Below are 19,714 nucleotides of genomic sequence, written 5' to 3'. Positions count from 1 at the left end.
CGTGCTGAAGAGGGGTTTCGCTGGTTACGCTCGCAAAATATAGGGCGCGGGATCAAAGCGCAGACGATGCGCGAGCCACTGACCAATGACTACTAACCAAAGCATCGCGCATTCGGCACTCACGTCTGGCTTGAGGGGTTTCCTATCGGACCAGTCGCTTTATGCCCTGTGCCGTGAACAGCTCACTGATGTGTGTTACTTGATCGATCAGTGTTGCCAGCGCATCCAGAGCAGCGGCATCAGCAGCGATCTCAGCAGCATGTGCATCAAGGCGACCATGCATGAGGAAACCATTTTCCAGTACGCCTCTACCGACCACAGAGCGCGCCTCGCACACTGGGTTCGTCAATACAGCGGTTGTCACGCTGCTTCGGATCGAGAGGCACATGCGGCCTACATCATGGCCTGCGCTGTGAAGGCACTCGGCATTTTGAGCGACTGGATGCGTGAAGCCGATCAGAAGGTCTGGTCATACGTGTCGAAGCATCCGACCGACTGGCCTTGGAGCTTCTACTGTAATTTCGTCGAGACTCAGATTGACCCGCGGGAACGCATTGAGGCGCTCGAGCAATACGCGCTTCATCTGGAGCCGATTACTTCACTTCCCTGCCTTATCGATGATGAGCTGACCCCAACCGCAGATAGGGCTATCAAAAACGCCATTCGCAAGAAAGGTGGCGTCGTCAGTGGGATAGGGCGAGCTCAAGACATGACCACTCGCGATGCTGCTATCACTAAGCAGGCCCTTCATTACTTGGCGAGCGGCATGTCACACAGGGATATCACCTCGAAGGTACATTCCTGGCTCGAGCAGGAAGTTGCAAAGCCACCCGCGCAGCGCCCTGAGTGGATCGCCCTTGAAACCGAAAAGGCGTTGTCTCGTAAAAGTGTCGAGGCAATTCTCAAGCGCAACTTCGTGGTGTAAACCTGAAATTTCAAATGGAAGTGAACTGCTCACCGGCGCCCAATCTCTAGACCATTGCTCTCGTCCAAACCAATCGAGAGCAATACCAATGACAAAGAACCTCACCCAGTTCCCCGCTCCAACCTTTTCAAATCTTGCTAATCCTTTTGACTCTACTTCCGCCGTACCAGATCTAGCCACTCCGTTTGATCCCGCCACTACCCTCATTCGCATGCCGCGTCTTGAGATCGCTACGGGACTCAAGCGCTCGACTCTATACAAGCTGATGCAGTGCCCTGAAAGTGGTTTTCCACGACCGGTAAAACTGAGCAATAGCAACGCACGCGGAGCTCCTGTCGCGTGGGTTCTTTCTGAAGTCCAGAGCTGGGTCAAAAGCCGCATCGAGGCCCGGGATCAGGTGGCCGCATGAAGCGCAATTACTGCCCTTTCAAGGGACCATTCTTTGACTCGTACAGCATCGGATTCCGCCTCTATCAACCTGGTGAAATTAACTGGCGCCATCGCACTATTGCGGGCGTGAGCTGGAACGGCGAAGAGCAAGAAGCGTTCTTTTTCAGCCCTGACGGTCTCGTACTTCCACTCAAAGCCAATCCTTGGGAATTGCCCGAACTGATCCGCAAAAATGCGGTGCGCAGAGAGTTTTCGAGCGTTCACGGCTCCGGCTATTTTGCTATGAGCGAAAGCCGCCTCGCCTCGTTGAAATCGCGCGGCATGACCGACTGGGTTACCTACTGGCTTGTCGATCAATCAGCGGGATTCGCGAACGATCCGGCGGTATGGCAACGCATCACGGATGAGGATCTTGCCGTCGAGAAGACGACAACCGAGCGCGCTCATCAAGATATGCGCTTGACCTCCGACCTGAACGGTTATGTCGAGGAGTGTCTCGCACAACGCCGCGAGCAAATGGCCGTTGTACACCGTCGCCGCTGTGTTGAAGACAGCAAAATCCTCGCCTGGCTCAAAGGCGAAACACCGCCTCCACTGTTCGCTAATGCGCAGGAGGCAGCATGAATCGCAGGATCGCGGATAACGCCTTGATGCATCCGTTCTCCGTGCTGCGCCGGATCGGATTCTCTACTCGCCTCATGCAGCGCCTTGAACGCCACCGCAGCCGACAGGAAAAGCAAGGTCGCATAGTCAGTGTCCTGAGCTGGGCGGACGGCACCTGGTGCGCCCTCTCTCTCCACTGCGAAAAGACCGGGGCCGTGGTCGTCGACGAAGGCCAGCAAACTCACGCCTACGAAGACGCCCGCTCGATGCTCAGGGGTGGCTTCCTGCCCCTTCTTTCCCTGCGCTGGGAAGCCCATGCCTGAAACGAAAACGCCTCCGGGGGCGATCCGGAGGCGTTGAGGTCAATCTACATGCACGAACAATTTATGCCGCACCTGAAGAAACCGCAAGCCATCAGCGCAGTTGCACTTTCGAAAAACGGACGTTACTCTTTGGCCGTCGCTGCAAACTCAGTGACCGGGCTTGGTAACCCGTTGAACAATAGGCGCAACAGCGCCCATATCTCTTTTGCAGGCGCTTTTTTTGCGCCCGCAAATCCGTTTTATGGCGGCTGTGCGTGGGAGACCTTCGGGTCTGCCGGGTTCCTATTGTCCCGGTTTACCAACCTGCGCACAGCTGCCACCCATTCGCTTGGTAACGAACGTGGCAGCTCCTCAACAATAGGAGCTTCGCCAGATGCACGCCCTCAATCCGTCCAAAATTCGCGCCGCTGCACACCGTGCAATGGCTCTCGCCGCTCTACACGCCAATTCCAGCCTCGCTACACGCCTCTCCCGTTACAACGCTCACATGGCCAAAGCCCGCGCACTCGAAACCGCAGGCGGTGCCCAATGAACAACGCTTTGAGTTTCGCCCTGCCCGAAGACCTGCTCTGCGTGAATCCGACCGCAGAAGCCGGCGTGCCCATCGACGCAATCACCTGCGCTATTACGCGAGCCGACTCGGTGCTGACGCTGCTTGAAGATCACTTCGACAGCGAGTCACCCCGCCTCGCAAACCACGTTATTGCAGCCATCCTTTGGGACGTGCGCGGCACCCTCGGCCTGATCAAAACCCTCGCCTTGCACGGTGACACCACCTCGACACCCGCCATGCAAAAAGGCGGTGCGTTATGAACACCTCCACCACACTCGGTCACGCCACATTTACTCGCGTAAATGCCTCCGACTTGAAGTTGTTCCGGGTCAATGCCGGAGTACCGGTCGAGGATGCACTGGAGATGGTTTCCCTGCTGCAGCATCACGCCAACCAACTCAACTTCGACGCCGCCATGAGTGACAGCGGTGAACGTTTCAGTTGGCCTGCTCTGTACCTTGGCGAGATGGCCAAAGCGCTGATTGATGACATCAACGACGCACTGTTTCTGCCGAGGGCTGACACATGAGCCAGCGCCCGAATAGCAACACGAAACGTCCAAGTTTTGCCGACGTGAAAGCCGCCGCGCTGAAAGACATTGATCGTGTCTTGTCGCACTGGCTGCCCAACGGCAAGCGCGTCGACGGCGGCAAGGAATACACCGCTCCAAATCCGACCCGCAGCGATAAGCGCGCCGGTTCGCTCAAGATCAGTTTGAGCAAAGGCACATGGGCCGACTTTGCCACCGGCGACAAGGGCGGCGACCTGATTGATTTGGTGCGCTATCTGGACGGCGGCACCGACATCGAGGCCTGCAACCAACTCGCAGAATTGCTCAACGTGTCGCCCGGCGCCGCCCATGCGAAGACAGCTCCTGCCAAAACAAAGGCACCTGAGTGGATTGCCATTCAGCCGATACCAGCGGAGGCCATGAACAAGTGCCCGGCCAAGCATCGGCAGCACGGCGCACCGTCCAAGGTGTGGATCTACCGTGACGCTCAAGGTCAGCCGCTTATGGCGCTCTATCGCTTCGACCTCGCGCCCGATGAGGGCTGCAAGCCGAAGAAGGTTTTTGCCCCCCTTACATGGTGCGAGCGCGCCGATGGCCAAATCAAGCAATGGCGCTGGCAGGGTCTGCCCGATCCACGTCCGCTGTTGCGACTTGATGAACTGGCTCAACGTAGTGATGCACCGGTAGTTTTGTGCGAAGGCGAAAAAGCTGCCGACGCTGCCGCCGAACTGCTGCCGAGCCACGTGGCCACCTGCTGGCCGAACGGCTCCAACTCTTGGCACAAAGCCGACCTGACACCGCTGAAAGGCCGAGACGTGCTGCTGTGGCCTGACAACGACAACAGCGGTAAAGCATGCATGGAGGCCGTCGCCGAGAAGCTGCGCGAAATCGGCGTCGACTCGGTCCGTTTCATCGCTCTGGACTCGTTCAAACGTAAGCCCACGCTGAAAAGTGGCCGCGCCGCTTTCTCCAAAGGTGGTCAATGGGATGACGGTGATGACGCCGCCGATGCGCTCACCAAAAATTGGACAGCCGCGCATTTCGCCGAGCTGCAAAGCAGCGGCGAGCTGTTTGGTTTGGTCGAGGAAAAACCATCCCCGGAGCAAACTGAAGCCAAGCCGGACGCGAAGATGAAACCCGCAGCCAAGCGTCCGACAAAATCGAAAACCGACCTGATGCCCGGCGGCTTTCGACTCACGTCCGAAGGTGTGTTTTATGCCGGTGAGGACGGTGAAGCGCGTCCAGTGTGTTCACCACTGGAGATCCTCGCCCGTACTCGCGACGACAAGGGTCAGAACTGGGGTTTGTTGGTTGAATTCGACGATCCCGACGGCGCCAAGAAACGCTGGAACATCCCGGCCCGCACCATGACGGGTGACTTCGGCAAAGACGTGCTCGGGCCGCTGGTGGACATGGGGCTACGCCTCGCAGGCAGTCGGTCAGGGCGCAATGCACGCAATGACTTGCAGAGCTATCTCGGCAGCTTCGACAGCGCCCGAAGGGCACGACTGGTCACGCGCTTGGGTTGGCATGACACTGCGTTTCTTCTGCCCGAGCAGCAGGTAGGTGCGCACAGCGAGCACCTGCACTTCTACGAAGCCGGTTCGCAACTTCCGCCAATCAGCGAAGCCGGCACGCTTGAGCAATGGCAGGAAAAGATCGGCGCGCTGTGCATCGGTAATCACCGTTTGGCGTTTGTCGTCGGCGTAGCCTTCGCGGGGCCGCTGCTGCACATGCTTGGCCATGAGTCGGGCGGCTTTCACTTGTACGGCGACAGCTCCGGCGGCAAGACCACGCATTTACAAGTCGCCGCCTCGATCTATGGCGGGCCGCGTCTGGTGCGTTCGTGGCGCTCGACCGACAACGCGCTCGAATCCATCGCCGCCGCTCATTCCGACGGCCTTCTGGTCTTGGATGAAATCGGCATGTGCGACCCCCGCATCATCGGCGAGACGGTGTACATGCTCGGCAACGGCACCGGCAAGGCACGCGCCAACGATCGAGGGCAAGCTGGCCGCCAGGTACAGGAGTGGCGCCTGCTATTTCTCTCCACCGGGGAGAAAACATTGGCGCAGCACATGGCCGAAGCGAACAAGGAACTGAAGGCGGGTATGGAAGTGCGCATGCTCGCTGTCCCAGCCGATGCCAGCAAGGGCCTCGGCATGTTCGATGTGCTTAACGGTTTCGAAGATGCGGCCGCGCTGTCCGACGCGCTCAAAGCTCGCGTAACGAAGTACTACGGCACACCACTCACGGCCTTCCTGACGGCGCTATGTGAACCCGGAAAGCGTCACGGATGGTCCGCCATCCTGCGCCGCACGTTGGAAGGTTTTATCGCCCAGTCATTACCGGCATCGGCCAGCGGACAAGCGCACCGAGCCGCCGCTCGCTTCGGTCTCGCCGCCGCCGCGGGCGAGCTGGCCACCGCGATGGGAATAACCGGCTGGCCCGACGGGACCGCCACCACCGCTGCTCGCGTGTGCCTCAACGCATGGATGAACGAGCGCGGCGGTGCTGGCAACTTCGAGGGCGATGCGATCTTGGCGCGGCTGCGCCAGGTCATCGAGCGCTTTGGTGAAAGCCGTTTCACGCGCTGGGAATCGGCGGCGGCAAAAATCGATGAACACGGGCCGCGCACCATCGACCGACTCGGTTTTCGTAAGACGTTGGAGCACGGTTTGGGCGATGCCCTGCACACCACCAACACCTATTACGTACTGCCTGAAGCATGGCGCTCGGAGATCTTCCGGGGCATGAACATCAATGCGGTGAACAAAGAGCTTCTACGGCGCGGCGTCCTTGAGCCGGGGAATGACGGTAAGGCGTCGAGTTTGGTGCGGTTGCCGGGCCTAGGCACACAACGCTGCTACATCGTAAACACGATTCCGGGAATGGATGAGAGCGAGGCTCGGGCTGCCTGAGGGCATCTCTGCTGATTGAGGTAGCGCCGGCTTTTCCCCGGCCTCGCCAGCCACTCAACCAACCAACCCACAATCGAATTGAACAGAGACTAAATACATGAACGAGATTCAAGACCTGAAAGACCGTCGCGACCAACTGCGTAGCGAGGCACAACAGCTCCGCGCCGACATGCTGCCCCTCGAAACGATATTGGAAAACGACGAGGATATCGAACCGGATCGCCAGCGCGAACTGCGGGACAAGTACAGCGAATTGAAAGGCAAATTCGACTCGCGCAATCTCAATGCAGATCTGTTGGACCGGCGAATCAGTCGCCGAGAAAACCTCGACAACTGCGATTCCCTGATGGCGGGGTACATCGAAGCGATGGATAACTGGACCGCTGATGAGCAGGAATTGAGGGAAAAACGTCAGAGCCTCAGCACTCGCTTGGAGCAAATTCAGCAGCAGGCGGAAGAGGACATGGCAAAAGCTCGCCAAGCCGAAACGGACGCCGCCACGGCGTACGCGCAGGCTGTAGCGTGGGGCGACATCGAAGGCGAGAAGACAGCCAATACTGATGCGCAAAAGGCTGCGAAGAACCTCACCGTGGCCACCGAACACAATCGTCGCCAACACCTGATCATGACAGCCCTAGAGCAGGAGCTGGTCACCGTAGATAAATACATCGCAGAAGCACAGGTAAAGCACAAAGAGATAGAGCGCAATGCCCTGTTGCTTTCGCAGACGGTACTTGAAGAGCAATGGAACGAGGCCGCAAAAACGCTGTTCGAGGTGGGCGGAAAGCTTTGGGCGAATTACAACCTGATCGGCCGTGACCAGATTGGACTTATGAAACTCACCGTTCCGGAGCAAGGCGAGAACTTTGGAAAGTGGACATGGGAAGAGCTATCAGCTCGCTCGCGTCAGTATTGCGCGCAGGACTTGTTCCGGCTCGACGGCTTAGCGACACCGAACCAACCTGAAGTTATGAGCGATCTGGAACAACGTAAGGATGAACGTAATGAACAAGCCGATACAGAATAGCGCCAGTTGGTCTGAAACGCTCATAACTCGGAAGGCCCATCTAACTGCCCTGCTGACGACCATCAACTCAGGGCCGCGCAAAGCTAGTCCAATACAAACGCTGACCATTAACGCGATTAAATCGGAAATTGCGCACATTGACAGCCAACTGAACCGTCGAAAATAGCGCTGAACTATAACCAGCTCATTTTATCCTAATAACTAAGTACGACCACTTCGAAAAGGAAAGACAATGTCTAAACTCGCAGAATACCGCCAGCTGGAAAAACACCTCGCTGAGCAGCTCCAGGCACTGGAAGCACTGAAAGGTGATGACGGACTGAAGAAAGAAATCGAGTTCGAAACGAAGCTGCGCAAGCTGCTCGAACACTACGGTTTTAGCCTGAAGCATATCGTCGACATTCTAGAGCCGCAAACCACGGCGAGGCGTACAGCCGCAGCCCCGGCCGTCAGCACACGAAAACCACGTGAGCTCAAGGTCTACAAAAACCCGAATACCGGTGAAATGATCGAAACCAAAGGCGGGAATCACAAAGTTTTGAAAGAGTGGAAAGCAAAGCATGGAGCCGATGTCGTAGAAGGATGGTTGAAAAAATAATTAGCATCGTCTAAAAAAGGCCCTATCGGGCCTTTTTTATTGAGTTAGAAAAACAAGAAAACTACGCTCAAGAGCTCCGATAGCTTTACGCCAAATCTTTTCTGTCTTTAAGCGGGCGATCTTGAAGTTCCAAAATATAACTATGTAAATTTCTATTATTTTTAGTTGATTTATTTATCTTTTTCTGTATTTGCTTTGTAGCAGAGTTTATAAAACTGGCATCCTGGGAGGAAAAATCAATTCCTAATTTAAGTGTCCAACTCAAGGAACCTTCATATGTTTCCACAAGAGAAACAAAGGCCTGATCATCATTCAAATTTGCCAACACCGAATCGATGAAGAACAAAAGCACATTTTTTTGATCAGCACTTAACGTCGCATCAAGTTCCGCTAATATTTTTGACTCATGCAGTGCAGGCAGGAAAAATTCGTAAGAGTACGATTTTTTAATAGCTGTCGTTAAGAGACAAAGAATTTGAAGCTCAGGTAACTGCCTCAGCCAACTGTCTTTCTTCTTATTTACAACATCATCATATAGTATAGCCGCATCTACCAAGACGCGACTTAGCGCAGTCTCAATCTCCTTGTACGGTGTTTGATAAGCCGCTAAAAGAAAATCGGACAAAGATGATAACTTTACCAAAGATTCGAGTTCATTCTCGGGTGTCAACCTACTTATCTGCTCTATCCTATGAGGCGCATCCTTCACCAGCCCCAGATAAAAATATTCCGTTCCTTGCCAATACAAATCGAAAGGTTTGTTAATGGGCGCCTCCAACCCCTTTTGTTGAAACTGCAAGGTTGCATAGAAAAACTCTTTGAAAGTTTTGTGCTTGAAAAATATCGCATTCCTATCGGGATCAAAACCAATGATATCTGTTTTCTTTTTAAAAGATCGTATTAGAAGATTTGGATCCTGCCCAGTGCGCCGCACTTTAAGGTAATCAATAAAAATACCTTCAAGCTCTACGACCCCCAAAAACTCGAGATCATTCTCAGTCATGTACCCTGCTACAAATGAAATTATTCGCTGGATCGTCTCATACTCTTTTTCGGAACCATTGCCTTTTTGGAGATCCCAACGACCTAACACTAGCTCTGTATATTTAGAATACAATTCCGGCAATGTCGAGGGCAACTCCTTGATATTTTCGGACACTAATCGCCCTAACAATATAGCGCTTAACGGGGTCTTAGGAAGAGCTTTCATTAACGGAGATGTTTGCAGATCCTCCTTAAATTTTGAACTAACTTTCAATTGACCACAAAGTGTCTCGATAAAATTTATGATAGTCGAGTGCGACAAGTCACAAATATTATATCGATCAAAATGCTTTTCGAGTTTTTCCTGATGATTTTCCTGCTGGATTATTCTGGATGTAACAACCATCTTTACGTGAGTTAGCGGGGATATCGAAACCGCAGACTCGCATAAAAAACGGACTTTTTCCTCCATATCCTCGTCCGTCTCGTCCAATCCATCAATGAACAAAACAATCGTCTTATTCTCTTCATTCAGCTCGGCCTCCACTCGGGAAACAATCTCAGGAAGCGATTTAGCCTTGTCCCGGATTTCTCTAAATGTCGTAAAGTAAGGAATAACATTGAATTCATCCAGAGTTTGGCGCTCACATAGCTTTCGCGCGGTAGCCCTTACAAGCTCTGACTTACCCGCACCCATGCTACCTTGAATGAATATAAATCTGTTTTTCTTCAACTCGTCTAACAACACAACAGGAATCGCCGGCTTTCTACGGAACTTCCGATTGAATTCTGGGGGAATTCTGACAATTTGTTGAATTATTTCTATATGGCCAAATTTTTGAGGGATCAACGAATGATCCGCGCCATAACTATCAATCATTGTTAATTGCTTCGCAACATACTGATTGATATTGAAGTTTGAAAAATCCCAGTACCGCGAGTACAACCTATCAATCAAATGCGTTAACTTCTCACAATCGAAAAATTTTATTTTTGTATTCTTATGCTCGTGATGAATACTGTCTTGAGCTGAACGAGTAATATCCTGACTTGTTATTATCCAGATCTCGTTCAAGAATATTTCTTTCTTACCACCTTCAATTGGACGTCGGTGCTCGCATTCTCTAATTTGCCGTCGAACATCTTCATGATTTTGCTTAATAGGAGTGGATTTTACAATTACACCGACGTAGTCTTGCTCCATCAGGATTTCATCATACTTTGTTAATACAAAGTCAGCCCCCATCTCCCTATTACCCTGAGTATAATTAACCTCAGTAATGCTTGGCATGTTCCGAAACAGCTCATGAAGAACCGGATGAAGGTCCTTCACTTCATCGGTGAGCTTTCTGATTCTATCGAGCTTCCAATTGGGTACCATAGATCTCCCTTACGCACAGCTAATGGTGAGAGCCATACCGAGCGAAACGGATAATGGCTAGGGAATACAAACGAAGACCTCTGTAAATCATTAACGGTATTTGCAGCATTAACCTTCTTACCCACTACTTTCATTTCATCGTTCTCAGCACTGCTTGTGAGAATAGACGATTCTTCCACAAACCCAAATATCGCCACGCCGACGCACATCAAAATGAAAGCTATCACCCCAGTAATTGCGGTATTTCTGAATGTTGACTCTGCAATCCTAGCTGGCGCTGCAACCATTTTTTCGTACTCTACCGAGGGCAGGAATCTATACAATTTTGCCTGCCAATCCGCACGTAAGTTGCGCTGCAGCCTGATAAAGCTCCACCCCGAATATACGATCATGCCAACATAGGCTATCGCCACTCCAAGTACGGTCAATATCAGCCAAGCGTTTATAGTAGTACTGAGCCTCGCTGCAACAAGTCCAATCGCGACGGCAAAGGCGCCAGTTATGGCAGTTATAGTTTGCCGAGTCGCATCGGTAGTTTTAGCCGTGTCTTCGGTAATTGCCTTTCGAAGATCAGTGAGAGATTTCAACGTGTCTTTCGCTATGTCAGAGATAGACATCTGATAGGCGATTTTCGCACTTTCCAAAGCGGTTTCTAGATTTGCTTTCAGATAATCCTGAACACGTCCATCTGAGCGGCCTGATCGAGCAATCTCTATCGCAAGGAGACCGTGCTTTATTTCTGCATCACGAAAATTCTCATAACACCAAGCCACCGCATTCTGAAGTTCAGCGAAAGATTCAAGTCCGAAATCAGAAATTAATTCAACAGTAACTGAGGGCCTTTCAAGTGTTAGCTTTGGAGGCCCTTTGAAAATCAATGAATTACTGCCAGGATCTATTTCATTCGGAATAGCGCATATCAATGCCCCGAATGCTTTTACGCTCCAAACTGCATGATATAGAAACTCTAAATCAAGCTCAGAAATATTAGTTAATAGCCATGGTCGAATATCCAAAGGAACGGATTTAGAGGAGCCGACCTCTCTAACTATCGATTTCGGGGACTTAGTTTCTGAAGCTCTGATAAACGACGACTCCGAACTCCAGTCAGTAAAATGATGGGCATGAGTAGTCAACGGTTTTGACAGCCGAGCAATACGCCAGCAGGGGGCAGTATGTCCCCGATCCAAAAAGGCACTGAAACCAGAAAGCGTCAATATACTCAACGCGCCATCGGAGCGCTCAGGCTTTCTGATAAAAGCTTTAAACGGCGCGAAATCCTCAACAATACTCGAGAGTTCTGTAAAATTCTGCTCTTCGTCAACAGCACTACATTCCCACTGGAGATCACGACATAATCCAAGGATATGCAACGTCGCTTGAGCTGTTAAGTTAGAGACAATTAGATGCTCATCGCCCTCGTTCACTAGAACGCCTGCTCGAGCTACTAGCTCATCCAGTAGTTCAGCGAGGGTTATCAGATACAAGTTTATCTTCCGTTATTGACTGAGTGTCAATAGTAATAATTTCGCCACCCGAGGCTTTGGGTTCACGTACAACGGTCATTCCAACGCCATCTGGATATAGCACAGTTACTCCTTCAGTAGTTCGAATTCTCCGCATCGGAGGGCGGCCCAATACCGATTGATCTGTAGGAAAAACAAGATTCTCGATCTTAGCAGTACGTATTTTCCTTTGGGTGGTACTTTGCAGCCTTGAAATAACTCTCTCGTCAGAAGGATTCCCTGCGGCTAAAAGAATCGAGTCGATAATAGCGTCCTCATTTATCTCTCTCCTTTGAGCCAACGCCCCTTTGGCGATAGAAAATGCACTTGGCACTGATGTCGGCAAGTCGGCTTTGCAGGCAGACAGTGTATCTCGGAGTAGGGTAACGACCTTCAGATTTAGCTCTTGATCCGACATACTCCTCACAACATCGAGGAAATTAGCAAAATAATCCACTATCTCGGGAGCCCGTTTCATCCGATCCCGAGCGCACACCAGCGGCTCAGCTTCTCCGTCGACAACTCGTATCAACGCTGACTTTTGAATTGCCTTTTTATCCGCGACGAACGCGTGAACTATGCGACGCAGCAGACCACCGTCTTCCGGTGCTGCTTGCTCAATCGCCTCACTATAGTCATATTTAATCAAACTATAGATTTTCGTTCGTTCACTACCTGCCGACATCTCAAATATAAAAAGAGCGCCGTCGCGACTACTATTCACATGCCAGCGAGAAAATGTTGCGGATAAGCTTTGAGCACCTCGTTCAAAAGTTGACGTACCCCGGGCAATCTCTTGAAGCAGCGATTTAGTAGCAGAATCTTCTCTGAACGTATATATAGCATCAGCAGAAGTATCTAGTATTCTCGCAATAAAAAACTCTTCGTGTTCAATTTCACGAACTGGCTCAGCAACGAACTCGTCATTCCCAACGACGTGTAGAATCATATTTGTGATTCTTAGGTTGCTGGTCTCCTCTTCCGTAAAAAAACTCACCCAGTTCTCCTTGGTAAAATTAAAATTCTTTTAAGTATCCGTCTGTACTACAGACTAATGCTCTTTCAGATTTGGCTCGTTTCGCTGACTCAGAATACGACCGACCCCATACTGATGGCAAATAGCCTTTCTCAAACTCGGTGAAGGACACCTTTCGCTTCGTCGACGCTGAGACAGCGCCCTCAATCTCTAGCCATACCTAGTCAGTCTATACGCGATTTTTCGTCGGCCGGGATGTAACACCGGAATGTTTTGTAACACGCTCTATTTCACAGCAGCCGCGAGTGTGTAACACCATAAAAACCTTTATAAAACAGAGGCATAGCGTCTTTGTTACACGAGTAACACCTGTAACACCAATTTTGACAATCAATATCCCCTTACCCCTATGCATGAAAACCCTCAGCGCGAACGCGGCATGCGTGCTCTCACTTGAGCCAGCCCTTCAACTGGGACCCTCCCCCCGATCTCACAGTGCTCAACGTAACGCGGTTTATGACTCCGAGGAGGGCGTGCGTGACTTTAAAACAGGGTCGGAAACCCGCCGGCTCTGTTAGCGGAAGGAGCCCAGCTAAGTGAATTGGGTAAATACATAATTCACCAGTGCAATCGCACAAGAGGATGAGACACTGCCGGGGCCCCTGAGGATTTCTGAATAGCACGGGGCATAAAACCCGCAGGACTTTGTTAGCGGACGGGTGCCCAGCTTAGTGAACAGGTGAACCGGGTGAACACCCCGTTCACCAATGCAGTTGCACAATGATGGGAGGTCGCCGGGGACCCTGAGCGTTTGTGAATGACACGGGGCACGAAACCCGCGCGGTCTTGGTAGTGGCTAATTTTTTTACATTGGTTGACAGGTTGACTCGGTTGACGGCTCAAGGTGTCCATAATCATCAACACAAAAGGCCATCGTTACCGATGCGGTAACGATGGCCTCTTTTCAGCAGAATTCTTTCAATTTCAATGGCTGAAATTTCAGTAACTTTGAAAACCTTCCACTAACGCAGTTCTGCGGGTTTCCGACCCCGTATGGATTGGTAATCCTCAGGGGCCCCCGGCAGAAAAATGTTGGCCGCCTACCTGAATCATCCTCGCTGCTACTCTCTTCAAAATCGGATTGGCACATGCCTCATCTCCACTACCCAACGGTATGCACGAATGGAATCCAAAAGCCAGAAGCGCGCTTTTCGCACCCCTGAGAGTATCCAAGCCGAAGGGGAAACCCGAGGAATGCTCAAACCATTTCTAGAAAGCAGGGGGTTCACCGATGTTACTGACCGCCGTAAAGGGCACTCTCAATTACTCACGGCCACCAATCCTGAGGGGGTGAAGTTCAGCGCTCGGGTCAGGTTATGTTGGCGCTGGGAGGATCAACCGGAGAAATACTCCGCAGCGCAGTTACGGGCGCGGTTAAACGATGGCGATTGGGATTTAACAATCGCTGAGCTAGTCGGTCGCGAAGCTCCCCAAGGAGTGACGCATGCACTGCTGGTGCAGCGCTACAAGAGTGAGATCAAGTTTGCTGCTTTGATTCCTGTCACCGCCATGACTGGCATCATCAACGAGCAGAAAAGAGTCAGCGCTAACCTCATCGCCGCAGGAAAATTAGGACGTCAAAAGAAAAATCATGCGGTCAATGGCGATAGCCCAACGATGTGGCTGATGGACAACCGTTCTGAGGAAGGACATCAAGTCTCTGATGTTCTATGGCAGTGGGACGGGGTGGAGGACATAGCCAAGCGACCACTCACCACTGATCGCATAGGGCTAATTGACGACACTTTCAATGATGTTGCTGGGCTCGACTTATCGCTGCTGGGTCGCGACGAAGCGTCACGTTATCAAGCCACGGTGTCCAGGGTAGCGAGAGACCCCAACGTCCGAAGAGCTGTCATTGACCGTTGCAACGGACGTTGTGAACGCCCTGGATGTGGAGCAAGCCGCTCCTATTCTGGATTCCTTGATGTGCACCACATATTGGGTGTCGAGATAAGCGATCGCGTGGCCAACTGTGTTGCCCTTTGCCCAAATTGCCACCGAGATGCACATTTTTCAGCGGATCGACAAAAGTTGAATGACTCACTGTTGGTGGTAGCTCAGAATCATTCTGAGACCGTATATACGATTTAACGGATCGTCAGTAGGAGCAGCGGTGTATCCCTGCTTGTATCCCTTCAACGGCGGATACTCTGAAGACCACGGATTACATGGAAGACTCGAGTCTCCCTCGGCACCAAGATAGAGAAAAAGGTCTTGCGAAAGCAGGGTCTTTTTTTCGCTTGGGGGAAAGCGTTTTTTGCCGTGCGGGCTCCAGGTCAGCTCTCAGAGCCTGATGCCTTTCCCGCCTCAGCCTTAGCTCCAAACATCCGCTCAGCTATTTCCCGCCCCCGCTCCAGCCCTTCTTCCGTCAGCCAGATCGACTTGTTCCTGTTAACCGGATCACTGATCAAATCCTGCTCGTGCAAACGGTTCATGATCTCGAAGTCATACCCTTTCCAGGCATTGCCGTCGTTGAAGCTGTAAGCCGCCAAGAGGGCAAGGACGGCGTCGTCAATCAGTTTTGTGTCGTATTCCATGGCGGTCTCCACTTATGTTCAGGCCTTTGTCATCAAAGCGCTGTATCAAAGTGGATGTCAATGCTGCGCCAGCGACTGTGAGTGTAGATCCCGCAACCACGCAAGCTGACCGATTGCTCGTTGCCCTGAATGCATTCACCGCCCGTATAATCGCGCTCGCACGGCAGACCTCCACCGGTCTTCCGTAAGTGCATTGGTTCCAAGTCCTCCACTTCACACGACAAGACACCCATGGAAACCTCACTGGAAACCGTCGCCCTTTTCTCCCTTAAACTCGCCTATGAAGAAGAGGGCCTGAGCCCGATCCTGCGCGATGACATGGTCATGGGCGACTACCAGAAGGACGTGTTCGAGTTGTTGGTCAAACGCGGCGATGTCCAGACCATTCAGTTCAAGCTGAACCAATGCCTGAACCTGGCGATGGATGCGCTGGGCGGGGTCGAGAAGCCGTTGGGGCGGGAGTTGCACAAGTTGTCGGCGGAGTTTGGTCAGGCGCGCTCGCTGGAGCAACTGGGTCAGCCGCTACTCGCGCTGAAGGGGTATTTGCGCGACATTCTTTGAGTGCCGAAGTCGATCATCTGTCCGTCCTCTGGCTGAATAAAAACCTGCGGATTACTTGCGCACTTTGACGACGCGGATGTCGAGCGGAAACCCGCCCGGCCCGGTCAGTTTTTTCCATCCCACGTACTGGAAAATAGCGTCGCGATCGATGGTCTCGCCTTGCTCCACCGTGTCTGCGCCCAGCACCGCGACCTCTTTATAGACTGCGCAGCTCCCCTCATCGGGATGGGCGGTGTAGATCACGTAGGGTTTGACGTATCGCACGGCGCGAAAATGTCGGCCGCATCCCCAATCGACCGTGATCATCAGTGTCTTCAGATACGCTTCGCCATCCGTTTCCGAATTCTCGGCGAGCTCTTTGAGCTTGCCGAGTCCGCCGACGTCGCTAAAGCCGAGAGCGCGAGCGCGCTGGTATTCCGGTGACTTTACGTGCTCGGCCTGAGCCTCGAAGTATCGCTGTTGAATCTCTTTGTCCTGGACGTCATGTTCCCTGTTCCAGATTTCGGTCGCTTGAGCAATGACGTTTTCGCAACGGGCATAATCGGGAGAGTCGAGGCTTGCCTGAGCGAGTTGATCGCGATGGACGAAAACAGTGCGGTTCAAGCTATCGATTCGGATCATCGCGTCCCTGGCAGTCATGGCCCCGTTTTGAACCTTGTTCAACGCGTCCTGATAATTGTGACAATCGGAGAGGTAGCCCTTCCAGGCGACTTCGGGAGTTTCTTCCCAGTAGGCAAAAGCCGGGGTGGTAAGGGCAGAGAAGATGATCGCGCAAATCAGACGCGAGACTGACGAGAACGTGTGCATGTGTAGTCCGTTACGCAGGTGAAGAAAGTGGCGCGACGCTACTATTTTGCTATCGTGCCGTCCACTCATTGCCGCCGGGATGGTCACGTTGATGTTTCTGGCAGCGAATTATTTTCCGCAACCGTAACCGGACGACGCGTCCGTTTTGCTATCTTGCCGCGCATCGTCGGCGCTCATTGTTCATCTAGCATCGCGCCTGGATTGTTGAAAGGTAAGGAAAGGATCAAATGGAGTTTCTGCGTTTTCTGGCGTTCGTCGCTGTCTGGGGTTTCATGTGGCGCTGGGTGGTGAAGAACCGCGGTAGCTGGAATATTTTCTACGGCAATATCGTTGGCGCGGCAGGTGGTTTCATTGTGGGTCTGGTGGTGCTGTCGATCACGCTATCGCTGTTTCCCTCCGCCTATAAAGACGAGCAACCCGAGAGCATCGTGGCACAGACCGTCGAGCCGACTTCGCTGCTGCCTGAAAGCGAATCGAGCGCCGCTCAACTTGCTGCCGCGCCGACTTTTTCGCCTATCGAGCCTGATAATCAACCGTCGCCTCCCGAGTCAGCCCTGCTACCGAATTACGCCAGCCGCGCGCCGAAGTCGATCGCGGAGCAAACCGTGCTGGAGCAAAGTGATGCCGAGGGTCGCAAAGCGCTTACCGCTCTGAGTAAAAAGCTCGGCCACGATGCGGACAGCGACAAGTCGATGCTCGCCTATGTCATGTGCAGCCCGTTGGTGACCAGCGCTTTGCGCTTCCCGGCCTCGGCGCGTTTCGCTGACAGCCAGTTGCTGACGACCAAGCGCTTCAAGGATCAGGTCTACAGCTTCAGCAACAGCGTGACCGCGCGCAACATGAATGGCGACGATGTCACCTACCGTTTCGACTGCTCGGTGCAGGAGCAAGCGTCATCAGGCGAGTGGCGGTTGTTGGCGTTGAATCTTCAGAAAACCTCGACTTAAGCCTCGCTTAAGCGTTCCGGGCGCCGGCTGCGTTATCATCGCCGGCTGTGCGCCCAGAGCTTGAAGCGGATGTCCCGAACACTTGATGACTTGACCCCATTGCCCGCCGTTGTCGCCGGCCCGCTGCTGCGGCGACTGGAGCCGACGCGCGTGGTGCTGTGGCTGGTGGGCACGCGTGAATTGTCGCTGACCTTGCGCCTGCAAGGTGTAGGAGATATTCCGCTCGATGCGCAGAATTGCACGGTCATTCCCGTAGGTCGTCATGCCTTCGTGCATTTGATCGACGTTCAACTGGAAAGCGCCCTGCCCTGCGACACTCTTATCGACTACGACCTGCTGATCGACGGCAACAACGGCATCGCGGAATGGGCGCCGCATCTGCTTTACGCCGGCGCCACCTCAGCCAACCTTGTGGTGCGTTCGCGGATCGATCAACTGCTGCATGGCTCCTGCCGCAAGCCGCATCACCCGGCCACCGATGGTTTGCTCTGCGCCGATCAACTGTTGGCCGACGAAACCGACGCGCAACAACGTCCGGCGCTGCTGATGATGAGCGGCGATCAGGTCTACGCCGACGATGTCGCCGGGCCGATGTTGCGGGCGATTCATGCCTTGATCGAGCGTCTCGGCCTGTTCGACGAACACCTCGAAGGTGCCGTGGTCAGCGACAGCGCCAAGCTCTACGAACACCCGGCCAGTTACTACCACCGTGCGGATTTGTTACCGGCGCTGGAAAGCAACGAGACTTTGCGCGAGCGATTTTTCGGCGGCGCGCGTAAACCGATTTTCACCAGCAGCAGCGCCGACAACCACTTGGTGACGTTCGCCGAAGTCATGGCGATGTACATGCTGGTCTGGTCGCCGACACCCTGGACGCTAATCAACCCGACCGCGCCGGTGCTGACACCCGAACGCCTGAAGCGTTACACCCTCGAACAGACGCGCATCGATGCTTTCAAGGCTGGCCTTGGCAACGTCGCGCGGGCACTGGCGCATCTGCCGAGCCTGATGATTTTCGATGACCACGACATCACCGATGACTGGAATCTGTCCGCGCAGTGGGAAGAAACGGCCTACGGCCATCCGTTCTCCAAGCGCATCATCGGCAATGCGCTGATTGCTTATTTGTTGTGTCAGGGCTGGGGCAATAACCCGGATGCCTTCAAGGATGTACTGGCGCAGACCGCGCAGCTGAGCGCCAGCGGCGATGACGGGTATCTGGACATGCCGGTGCAGGACGATCTGATTGATCGGTTGCTGCGCTTTCAGCAGTGGCATTTCGTGCTGCCGAGCAGTCCGGCATTGGTGGTGATTGACACGCGCACCCGGCGCTGGCGCAGCGAAATGGCCCTCAAGCAACCGTCGGGCCTGCTCGACTGGGAAGCCTTGAGCGAATTGCAGCAGGAATTGCTCGATCACCCTTCGGCAATCATTGTTTCGCCGGCGCCAATCTTTGGTGTGAAGCTGATTGAAACCGTGCAAAAGGTTTTCAGTTGGTGCGGTTATCCGTTGCTGGTCGACGCGGAAAACTGGATGGCCCACCGCGGCGCCGCGCAGGTGATCCTGAACATTTTCCGACACTCGCGCACCCCGGGGAACTACGTGGTGCTGTCAGGCGATGTGCATTATTCCTTCGTCTACGAAGTCCTGATCCGACACCGCAAGGCCGGCCCGCGAATCTGGCAGATCACCAGCAGCGGCATCAAGAACGAGTTTCCACCGACTCTGCTGGAATGGTTCGACCGCCTCAACCGCTGGCTCTACTCACCGCGTTCACCGTTGAACTGGTTCACCAAGCGCCGGCTGATGCGCATCGTGCCGTACACCCCGGAACATGCCGAGGCCGGGGAACGGCTGTGGAATTCGGCGGGGATTGGTCAGGTGTTTTTCAATGAACAGGGGCAGCCGAGCGAGATTGTCCAGCACAACTCGAATGGGGCGATAAAGACGAGGATGTTGGCGCCGGAGTTGGGGGATGAGCGGGATTGAACCCGTAGCCATTTCCTACGACGGGCATGTCACAGGACGACAATACTAAGGCTTCGTGACACTCGACAGGAGGGAGGGGGATTACAACCTTCTCAGAAACGTCTCGATAATTA

At 53.3% G+C, this 19,714-nt stretch carries 18 protein-coding genes; 13 read left to right on the top strand and 5 right to left on the bottom strand.

Features of this window, described 5'->3' with window-relative positions; all coding sequences use genetic code 11:
- The first annotated feature begins 85 nt into the window (after positions 1-85).
- The 9 genes from HU765_RS09290 (at position 86) to HU765_RS09250 (ending at position 7,851) form a co-directional block, all read left to right on the top strand.
- The gene (locus tag HU765_RS09290) at positions 86-925 is read left to right on the top strand and encodes a hypothetical protein (RefSeq protein WP_186619847.1); all 840 of its coding nucleotides are present in this window, start codon (positions 86-88) and stop codon (positions 923-925) included.
- An 88-nt stretch (positions 926-1,013) separates the two neighbouring features.
- Positions 1,014-1,334, top strand: coding sequence for an AlpA family phage regulatory protein (locus HU765_RS09285; protein WP_186619846.1), 321 nt, complete (start codon positions 1,014-1,016; stop codon positions 1,332-1,334).
- Positions 1,331-1,939, top strand: a complete 609-nt coding sequence (locus tag HU765_RS09280) for a hypothetical protein (protein ID WP_186619845.1) — start codon at positions 1,331-1,333, stop codon at positions 1,937-1,939. The genes HU765_RS09285 and HU765_RS09280 overlap by 4 nt, the downstream gene beginning before the upstream one ends.
- Positions 1,936-2,241, top strand: a complete 306-nt coding sequence (locus tag HU765_RS09275; protein WP_186619844.1) for a hypothetical protein — start codon at positions 1,936-1,938, stop codon at positions 2,239-2,241. Before HU765_RS09280 ends, HU765_RS09275 begins: the two co-directional genes overlap by 4 nt.
- Positions 2,242-2,769: 528 nt before the next feature.
- Entirely contained in the window at positions 2,770-3,054 is a 285-nt protein-coding gene (locus HU765_RS09270) for a hypothetical protein (RefSeq protein ID WP_186619843.1), read from the top strand.
- A complete protein-coding gene (locus HU765_RS09265) occupies positions 3,051-3,323 on the top strand; it encodes a DUF3077 domain-containing protein (RefSeq protein WP_102901546.1) in 273 nt (90 codons plus the stop codon). Before HU765_RS09270 ends, HU765_RS09265 begins: the two co-directional genes overlap by 4 nt.
- On the top strand, positions 3,320-6,226 hold the full coding sequence (locus HU765_RS09260; RefSeq protein WP_186619842.1) for a DUF927 domain-containing protein: 2,907 nt from the start codon (positions 3,320-3,322) through the stop codon (positions 6,224-6,226). The genes HU765_RS09265 and HU765_RS09260 overlap by 4 nt, the downstream gene beginning before the upstream one ends.
- A 97-nt stretch (positions 6,227-6,323) precedes the next feature.
- On the top strand, positions 6,324-7,253 hold the full coding sequence (locus HU765_RS09255) for a chromosome segregation protein SMC (RefSeq protein WP_186619841.1): 930 nt from the start codon (positions 6,324-6,326) through the stop codon (positions 7,251-7,253).
- Positions 7,254-7,485: 232 nt separating this feature from the next.
- Positions 7,486-7,851: a histone-like nucleoid-structuring protein, MvaT/MvaU family gene (locus HU765_RS09250; protein WP_186619840.1), complete on the top strand. Its 366-nt coding sequence runs from the start codon at positions 7,486-7,488 to the stop codon at positions 7,849-7,851.
- Positions 7,852-7,936: 85 nt separating this feature from the next.
- On the opposite strand, the gene HU765_RS09245 is transcribed toward HU765_RS09250, so the two are convergent.
- From HU765_RS09245 to HU765_RS09235, 3 genes are read right to left on the bottom strand one after another with little or no spacing between them, the layout of a single operon-like run.
- Positions 7,937-10,126, bottom strand: coding sequence for an NACHT domain-containing protein (locus tag HU765_RS09245; RefSeq protein WP_186619839.1), 2,190 nt, complete (start codon positions 10,124-10,126; stop codon positions 7,937-7,939).
- A gap of 38 nt (positions 10,127-10,164) precedes the next feature.
- Complete coding sequence (locus tag HU765_RS09240) at positions 10,165-11,703, bottom strand: hypothetical protein (protein ID WP_186619838.1); 1,539 nt, start codon at positions 11,701-11,703, stop codon at positions 10,165-10,167.
- Positions 11,681-12,718 carry a nucleoid-associated protein gene (locus tag HU765_RS09235; protein ID WP_186619837.1) on the bottom strand — a complete coding sequence of 346 codons (1,038 nt, stop codon included), beginning with the start codon at positions 12,716-12,718 and terminating at the stop codon, positions 11,681-11,683. Before HU765_RS09235 ends, HU765_RS09240 begins: the two co-directional genes overlap by 23 nt.
- 1,233 nt (positions 12,719-13,951) lie before the next feature.
- On the opposite strand from HU765_RS09235, the gene HU765_RS09230 reads away from it, so the two are divergent.
- Positions 13,952-14,851, top strand: coding sequence for an HNH endonuclease (locus HU765_RS09230; RefSeq protein WP_186619836.1), 900 nt, complete (start codon positions 13,952-13,954; stop codon positions 14,849-14,851).
- Between the two features lie 185 nt (positions 14,852-15,036).
- Here the strand turns inward: HU765_RS09230 and HU765_RS09225 are convergent, their stop codons facing one another.
- A complete protein-coding gene (locus tag HU765_RS09225) occupies positions 15,037-15,297 on the bottom strand; it encodes a DUF6429 family protein (RefSeq protein WP_186619835.1) in 261 nt (86 codons plus the stop codon).
- Between the two features lie 231 nt (positions 15,298-15,528).
- Between HU765_RS09225 and HU765_RS09220 the strand changes: the two genes are divergently transcribed.
- Positions 15,529-15,858 (top strand): hypothetical protein, encoded by a 330-nt coding sequence (locus HU765_RS09220; protein ID WP_186619834.1) that lies wholly within the window; start codon positions 15,529-15,531, stop codon positions 15,856-15,858.
- Between the two features lie 51 nt (positions 15,859-15,909).
- Here the strand turns inward: HU765_RS09220 and HU765_RS09215 are convergent, their stop codons facing one another.
- On the bottom strand, positions 15,910-16,665 hold the full coding sequence (locus HU765_RS09215) for a hypothetical protein (protein WP_186619833.1): 756 nt from the start codon (positions 16,663-16,665) through the stop codon (positions 15,910-15,912).
- Positions 16,666-16,892: 227 nt separating this feature from the next.
- Here HU765_RS09215 and HU765_RS09210 point away from each other — a divergent pair, with 227 nt between their 5' ends.
- Together HU765_RS09210 and HU765_RS09205 are read left to right on the top strand one after the other, a co-directional pair.
- Positions 16,893-17,612, top strand: a complete 720-nt coding sequence (locus HU765_RS09210) for a hypothetical protein (RefSeq protein WP_186619832.1) — start codon at positions 16,893-16,895, stop codon at positions 17,610-17,612.
- Between the two features lie 69 nt (positions 17,613-17,681).
- Positions 17,682-19,601: an alkaline phosphatase D family protein gene (locus tag HU765_RS09205; protein ID WP_186619831.1), complete on the top strand. Its 1,920-nt coding sequence runs from the start codon at positions 17,682-17,684 to the stop codon at positions 19,599-19,601.
- Positions 19,602-19,714: the final 113 nt, after the last annotated feature.

The organism is Pseudomonas sp. SWRI81 (assembly GCF_014268545.1).
GTDB lineage: Bacteria > Pseudomonadota > Gammaproteobacteria > Pseudomonadales > Pseudomonadaceae > Aquipseudomonas > Aquipseudomonas hamedanensis.
This window is presented reverse-complemented; position numbering and strand designations above follow the sequence as displayed.